6 protein-coding genes are annotated in these 7,087 nt (G+C 63.2%); 4 read left to right on the forward strand and 2 right to left on the reverse strand.

Translation table 11 applies throughout. From position 1 onward, the window contains the following. Positions 1-6 precede the first annotated feature (6 nt). Positions 7-1,191 (forward strand): phosphoglycerate dehydrogenase, encoded by a 1,185-nt coding sequence (locus E4634_RS11630; RefSeq protein ID WP_135444020.1) that lies wholly within the window; start codon positions 7-9, stop codon positions 1,189-1,191. A gap of 19 nt (positions 1,192-1,210) precedes the next feature. After that, positions 1,211-1,735: a DUF1285 domain-containing protein gene (locus E4634_RS11635; RefSeq protein ID WP_135444022.1), complete on the forward strand. Its 525-nt coding sequence runs from the start codon at positions 1,211-1,213 to the stop codon at positions 1,733-1,735. A gap of 244 nt (positions 1,736-1,979) precedes the next feature. On the opposite strand, the gene E4634_RS11640 is transcribed toward E4634_RS11635, so the two are convergent. Then, entirely contained in the window at positions 1,980-3,629 is a 1,650-nt protein-coding gene (locus tag E4634_RS11640) for an electron transfer flavoprotein-ubiquinone oxidoreductase (protein ID WP_135444024.1), read from the reverse strand. Between the two features lie 266 nt (positions 3,630-3,895). Between E4634_RS11640 and E4634_RS11645 the strand changes: the two genes are divergently transcribed. Next, on the forward strand, positions 3,896-4,645 hold the full coding sequence (locus E4634_RS11645) for an electron transfer flavoprotein subunit beta/FixA family protein (protein WP_135444026.1): 750 nt from the start codon (positions 3,896-3,898) through the stop codon (positions 4,643-4,645). Then, the gene (locus E4634_RS11650; protein ID WP_135444028.1) at positions 4,645-5,574 is read left to right on the forward strand and encodes an electron transfer flavoprotein subunit alpha/FixB family protein; all 930 of its coding nucleotides are present in this window, start codon (positions 4,645-4,647) and stop codon (positions 5,572-5,574) included. Before E4634_RS11645 ends, E4634_RS11650 begins: the two co-directional genes overlap by 1 nt. Before the next feature lie 286 nt (positions 5,575-5,860). On the opposite strand, the gene E4634_RS11655 is transcribed toward E4634_RS11650, so the two are convergent. Continuing rightward, positions 5,861-7,033 (reverse strand): cation:proton antiporter domain-containing protein, encoded by a 1,173-nt coding sequence (locus tag E4634_RS11655; RefSeq protein WP_135444029.1) that lies wholly within the window; start codon positions 7,031-7,033, stop codon positions 5,861-5,863. Between the last annotated feature and the right edge of the window lie 54 nt (positions 7,034-7,087).

Genomic DNA, 7,087 nt, shown 5'->3' on the forward strand with positions numbered 1-7,087 from the left:
AATCCCATGGCACGACAAATTCTCAAGCTGAACCATATTTCCGCAAAGGGGCTGGATCGCCTGCCGCGCGACGACTACGAGATCGCGAGCGAGTTCACCCACCCGGACGCGATCCTGCTGCGCAGCCACAAGCTCTCGGCAGATGACATCCCCGAATCTGTACTGGCTGTCGCGCGTGCGGGGGCAGGCGTCAACAATATCCCGGTCGCCGAGTGCAGCAGCCGGGGTATCCCGGTATTCAATACGCCGGGCGCCAACGCCAATGCGGTGAAAGAACTGGTCGCCGCCGGGCTGTTGCTCGGCTCGCGCGGCATCATCGAGGGCATCCACTACGTCAACAAGCTGTACGGCATGACCGATATGGCGGAGTTGCACAGGACGCTGGAGGCGCACAAGAAGGAGTTCAAGGGCGGCGAACTGGTGGGCAAGACCCTCGGTGTCGTCGGCCTCGGCGCCATCGGTTCGCTGGTGGCGGAAATGGCCCTGACCCTGGGTATGGAGGTGGTGGGTTTCGACCCGGCCCTGTCGGTGGAAGCCGCCTGGCGTTTGTCGTCACAGGTCAAGCGCGCCGACACACTGTCCGCACTGTTCGCGCGCAGCGACTACATCAGCCTGCACATGCCGGTGCTCGACAGCACCCGAGGCCTGGTCAACGCGGAGCTGCTCGCCGTGATCAAACCCGGCGCCTGCCTGCTGAATTTTGCGCGCCAGGAAATCGTCAACGAGGGCGCCCTGGTGGACGCACTCAACGCGGGCACGCTGCGCAAGTACATCGCCGATTTCCCCGCGCCGCAACTCATCGGTCGCAAGGACGTGATCCTCATGCCGCACATCGGCGCCAGTACGGAAGAGGCGGAGGACAACTGCGCGATCATGGCCGCCGAACAGTTACGGGACTTTCTCGAGAACGGCAATATCCGCAATTCGGTGAATTTCCCCAACCTCTCGCTGGAGCGGGTCAGTGGTTGTCGCCTGTCGGTCACCAACGACAACGTGCCGAAAATTCTCGGCAGCCTGTTGTCGATTCTCGCCAACGAGAATATCAACGTGATCGACATGCTCAACAAGAGCCGTGACGAGATCGCCTACAACCTGATCGACATCGAAGGTGAGCTCACTGAATCGGTGCTCGATACCATGCGTGCCCTCAACGGCGTGGTGAATGTACGCCTGATCGGGCGCTGCGCCTGAGGCCGGTTGTGCGTGGCGGATGAGTGATTCGCTGGAGCAACTGGAAGCGCGGCTGGGCGATCAGCGCAGCCGCCGGGGCGCGCCACCCCTGCACCTGTGGCATCCGCAGCTCAGTGGTGAGATAGACATCCGCATTGCCGCCGACGGTACCTGGTACCACCAGGGCGACCCCATCCTGCGCGAACCCCTGCGCAACCTGTTCGCCAGCATCCTGCGTCGCGAGGACGACGGCCACTACTACCTGGTGACCCCGGTGGAGAAGTGGCGCATTCGCGTGGAACTGCACCCGCTGCAGGTGGTGGACGTGGATGAACAGGATGGGCGACTCGTTGCGACGCTGAATACCGGCCTGCGCTACCTGATTGGCGATGAACATCCCCTGGTGCCGGAACCCAGCCTGGACGGTGTTGCCGTGCTGCAGTTGCCGCATGGCCTCTCGGCGCTGTTCGCCCGCGGGGCCTGGTATCGCCTGGTGGCGATGGCGGACAGCGAGCAGCGTGTGCACAGCGGCGACTACACCCACCAGCTTGGCGCCGGCACCTAGGCCGAACGCCGCAAGGGGTCAGAGCCGCGGCTCTGACCCCGTTCATCCGGGGCCTGGTATCGCCTGGTGGCGATGGCGGACAGCGAGCAGCGTGTGCACAGCGGCGACTACACCTACCAGCTTGGCGCCGACACCTAGGTCGAACGCCGCCAGGGGTCAGAGCCACGGCTCTGACCCCGTCCTTTCACGCCCCGCGCAAACAAAAAAGGCGGGCCAAGGCCCGCCTTCTGCAATCCCGACCAGCTTACATGTTGGGATAGTTCGGCCCGCCGAACCCTTCCGGCGTTACCCACACAATATTCTGCGACGGGTCCTTGATATCGCAGGTCTTGCAGTGCACACAGTTCTGCGCGTTGATCTGGAAACGCTGGCCCGCATCGTCCTCGACGATCTCGTACACGCCGGCGGGGCAGTAGCGCTGTGCCGGTTCCGACCACTTGGGCAGGTTCACGTCCAGCGGCACCGACGGATCTTTCAGGGTCAGGTGACAGGGCTGGTCTTCCTCGTGGTTGGTGTTGGACAGGAACACGGAGGACAGGCGGTCGAAGCTGATTTTGTTGTCCGGCTTCGGGTACTCGATCTGCTTGGCGCCGGCGGCGGGCTTGAGCGCCGCGTAGTCCGGCTTGGTGTCGTGCACGGTGAAGGGCAGCTTGCCGCCAAACAGGGTCTGGTCGATCCACACCAGGGCGGAACCAATGAGGAAGCCGAACTTGTGCATGAAGCCGGAGAAGTTGCGCGTGGTGTAGAGCTCCTCGTGCAGCCAGGAGGCTTCCATCTTCTGCGCGAAGCTGTGCAGGTCGGCGGGGGCGGATTCCTGGCCCAGGGCCTCGACCACGGCTTCGGCGGCGAGCATGCCGCTCTTCATGGCAGTGTGGTTGCCCTTGATCTTCACCGAATTCAGCGTGCCGGCGTCACAGCCGATCAACAGTCCGCCCGGGAAGTGCATCTTGGGCAGGGAGTTGAGACCGCCCTTGGTAATTGCCCGCGCACCGTAAGCGATACGGGTGGCACCTTCCAGGTACTGGCTCACCGTGGGGTGGTGCTTCCAGCGCTGGAATTCCTCGAAGGGGCTGAGGTAGGGGTTGTCGTAGCTGAGGTCGGTGATCAGGCCGAGGTAAAGCTGGTTGTTCTCCGCGTGGTACACGAAGCCGCCGCCACTGGCGCCGTTCTCGGACAGCGGCCAGCCCAGGCCGTGCTCGACGCGACCCTCGTCGTGCTTGGCCGGGTCGATCTCCCAGATTTCCTTGATGCCGATACCGTAGTGCTGCGGGTCCTTGCCCTCGGCGAGGTTGAACTTCTCCTGCAGTTGCTTGCCAAGGTGGCCGCGGCAGCCCTCGGCGAACAGGGTGTACTTGGCGTGCAGTTCCATGCCCGGCATGTAGCTGTCCTTGTGCTCGCCGTCCATGCCGATGCCCATATCGCCGGTGGCGATGCCCTTGACGCTGCCGTCCTCGTTGTAGAGGATTTCGGCGGCGGCGAAACCGGGGTAGACCTCGACGCCCAGGCCCTCGGCCTGTTCCGCCAGCCAGCGGCAGACGTTGCCCATGGAGACGATGTAGTTGCCGTCGTTGTGGGTGGGCTTGGGAATCAGGAAGTGGGGCAGGGTGATCGCGCCGGTGGCGCCGGTGTACAGGTAGAACGTGTCACCGCTGACCTTGGTATTCAGTGGCGCGCCCATCGCTTCCCAGTCGGGAAACAGCTCGTTCATGGCGCGCGGTTCCAGCACGGCGCCGGAGAGGATGTGCGCCCCGACCTCGGAACCCTTTTCCACCAGGCAGACAGTGATCTCCTGTTCTTTTTCCTGGGCCAGTTGCATGATGCGGCAGGCGGCGGACAGCCCGGCGGGGCCGGCTCCGACGATGACCACATCGAATTCCATTGACTCTCGTTCCACAGCTCATTCCTCTGTTGCGCGGATTTGACGCGAGCGCGCGAAGGCTCATCCTGAAAGAGCGCAAGTATATAATTTCTAACGATAAAAAACTATCCGGACAAAACGGTGGCGGGCGGCGCGACTGACAGTTTTGGTCAATTTCCCTGTCCCCGAGCGCTATTGACCCCGGCGGGCATGTTCGGCAAGATACCCCGCCGAAACTCACTGGCCGGGTGGGATTACCACTCAGGCACCGCCCACACCCTCACTGATCGAATGGAGAATCCATGAAGGTTCTTGTTGCCGTTAAGCGCGTGGTTGACTACAACGTCAAAGTCCGCGCCAAAGCCGATGGAAGCGACGTTGACCTCAATAACGTCAAAATGGCCATCAACCCCTTTTGTGAGATTGCCGTAGAAGAAGCCGTTCGCCTCAAGGAAAAAGGCGTGGCGACCGAGGTGGTCGTGGTGTCCATCGGCGGCAAGACCTGCCAGGAGCAGATCCGCACCGCACTGGCGCTGGGCGCAGACCGCGGCATCCAGGTAGAAGTGGAAGGCAACGCCGAACCGCTGGTCGTGGCCAAGCTGCTCAAGGGCGTGGTTGAAAAGGAAGAGCCTCAGCTGGTGATCCTGGGCAAGCAGTCTATCGACGGCGATAACAACCAGACCGGCCAGATGCTGGGCGCACTGACCGGCATGGGCCAGGGCACCTTCGCTTCTGAAGTGGTGGTGGACGGCGACAAGGTCAACGTCACCCGCGAGATCGACGGCGGCCTGCAAACTGTTGCACTTACCCTGCCGGCTATCGTCACCACCGACCTGCGCCTGAACGAGCCGCGCTACGCGTCGCTGCCGAACATCATGAAGGCCAAGAAGAAGCCCCTGGACGTGCTCACCCCCGCCGACCTGGGCGTGGAAGTGAAGTCCCACATCACCCTGCTGAAGGTCGAGCCGCCGGCCGAGCGCTCCGCCGGTATCAAGGTGGCTGACGTGGATCAGCTGGTCGACAAACTGAAGAACGAGGCGAAGGTAATCTGATGAGCACCCTGGTTATTGCCGAACACGACAACAGCAGCCTGAGCGTTGCTACCCTGAATGCCGTCAGCGCCGCCCAGGCCCTGGGCGCGGACATCGACGTCCTGGTCGCCGGCGCCGGTTGTGGCGCAGTGGGCGAAGCCGCCGCGAAGATCGCCGGCGTGGGCAAGGTCCTGGTTGCCGACAACGCTGCCTACGAGCACCAGCTGGCGGAAAACACCGCGCTGCTGATCGCCGAAGTGGGTGCCGCCTACGACAACATCGTCGCGCCGGCCACCACCACCGGCAAGAACACCATGCCGCGCGTCGCCGCGCTGCTGGACGTGGCGCAGATCTCCGACATCATCGGTGTCGAGTCCGCCGACACCTTCAAGCGCCCGATCTACGCCGGCAACGTGATTGCCACCGTGCAGAGCGCGGACGCCAAGAAAGTCATCACCGTGCGCACCACCGCGTTCGACGCAGCACCCGCCGAGGGTGGTTCCGCCAGCGTTGAGGCTGTCGCTGCCGCCCACGACGCCGGCGTCTCCGCTTTCGTCAGCGAGGAACTGGCCAAGTCCGACCGCCCGGAACTGACCGCAGCACCGGTCGTCATCTCCGGTGGCCGCGGCATGCAGAACGGCGACAACTTCAAGCTGCTGGACGGCATCGCCGACAAGCTGGGCGCCGCTATCGGTGCCTCGCGCGCCGCCGTCGACGCCGGCTTCGTGCCCAACGACATGCAGGTCGGCCAGACCGGCAAGATCGTCGCACCGGACCTGTACATCGCCGTCGGCATCTCCGGCGCGATCCAGCATCTTGCCGGCATGAAGGACTCCAAGGTCATCGTGGCCATCAACAAGGACGAGGACGCACCGATCTTCCAGGTAGCGGACTACGGCCTGGTTGCTGACCTGTTCGACGTGCTGCCGGAGCTTGAGTCCAAGCTGTAAGAGAAGTTATACCCGCTAAAAAAGTGGGGTCAGAGTCGAGACTCTGACCCCACTTTTTTCAAGAGCCGGCCTCGAGCCGGCTTTTTTGTAGCTGCGCCCAGTGGAAGGGGTCACGCTGGTAACTGGCCTGCAAAAACGTGCGAGGCCAAGGATGGCCCGGCCGGCGTCCCGGGAGCCCGAGCTGCCAGGGAGAGCCTGCCCCTCTTTTCGGGCATGGCGCTTTTGCGATTTTCGGAAGGCCATTTACCAGCGTGACCCCGGCGGGTAAACCCCCTTTAACCTGGCCTTAATCCCGCCGTAAGCGATCCGAAATCGCAATCGGGGTAGGGTAGTTGAGTACCACGATATACGATGAGGCGAGCAGGGTGATAATCGTCGTCGCCTGGATCAGGATCGACGCGCGCTCGGAAATCAGCATCGCCCCCATCGCCACATAGGCAATCAGCAGCGAAAACTCCGAGGCCTGCCCCAGGCGGAAGCCCAGGTCCCAGGCCAGGCTGCGCTTTTCGCTGACGCCCTTGAGCAGCCAGCGGTAGGTTACCGGTTTCATCGCCAGCACCAGTGCGGCCAGCAGCAGCGCCGGCATCCACACCTGTTCCAGCAGGCGCAGGTCGAAGCGCGCGCCCACCGAGAAGAAGAACAGGATCAGGAAAAAGTCGCGCAGCGGTTTGAGGTTGACCGCGATGTACTGGGAAATAGGGCTGGTCGCGATGGAAACCCCGGCGATAAACGCGCCGATCTCCTCGGACAATCCCATCAGCTTCGCGGTTTCCGCCATGCCCAGGCACCAGCCCAGGGCGATCAGGAAAATATATTCATGGAAGCGGTCGAAGCGCGCCAGCAGCGGCAGGATCAGGTAGCGCACCGCGAGTACCGCGCTGCCCGCCAGCAGCGGCAGGCCGAGCAGCGATATCGCCAGCTGCTTTGGCATGCTGCCCTCCGCGCCGTTGACGGCGCTGAACAGGATCATCAGCACGATGATGGCCAGCAGGTCCTGCAACAGCAGCAGGCCGATCATCAACTCGCCGATGTGCTTGTGGTGCAGCACCGTGGTCGGCAGCAGCTTGATGCCGATGATGGTCGAGGAGAACATCATCGCGGCGCCCACCACCAGGGCGTCGGTCAGCGGGAACATGAACAGCATGCACACCGCCACGCCGCCCGAGAAGAATATGACCGAACTCGCCAGGCCGACCACCGTCGATTTGCGCAGCGTGTGCCACAGGGCGCTGGGCTGCATGTCCAGGCCCAGCAGGAACAACAGGAAGATAATGCCGATGTGCCCGATATCCGCCAGCAACTGTGTGTCCGAGACCAGCGAGAAACCGTGGGGGCCGAAGGCGGCGCCGAGGGCGATATAGGCGATGATCAGCGGCTGGCGCGTGAACAGGGCGACGGTGGCGATGACCGCCGCGCCGGCGAATATCAGGAAAAAATAAAAGGTAATCGGTACGTCCATGGACGCCAGTATCCCCCGGAGCGGGGTGGTTTAGCCAGCGCCCCGCGCGGGGCG

Source organism: Mangrovimicrobium sediminis (genome assembly GCF_004745945.1).
GTDB lineage: Bacteria > Pseudomonadota > Gammaproteobacteria > Pseudomonadales > Halieaceae > Mangrovimicrobium > Mangrovimicrobium sediminis.

Excerpts from the sequence above, each read along its gene's own strand:
- E4634_RS11650 (WP_135444028.1), top strand. The coding sequence starts at position 4,645 with ATGAGCACCCTGGTTATTGCCGAACACGACAACAGCAGCCTGAGCGTT.
- E4634_RS11630 (WP_135444020.1), top strand. The coding sequence starts at position 7 with ATGGCACGACAAATTCTCAAGCTGAACCATATTTCCGCAAAGGGGCTG.
- E4634_RS11635 (WP_135444022.1), top strand. The coding sequence starts at position 1,211 with ATGAGTGATTCGCTGGAGCAACTGGAAGCGCGGCTGGGCGATCAGCGC.
- E4634_RS11645 (WP_135444026.1), top strand. The coding sequence starts at position 3,896 with ATGAAGGTTCTTGTTGCCGTTAAGCGCGTGGTTGACTACAACGTCAAA.
- E4634_RS11655 (WP_135444029.1), bottom strand. The coding sequence starts at position 7,033 with ATGGACGTACCGATTACCTTTTATTTTTTCCTGATATTCGCCGGCGCG.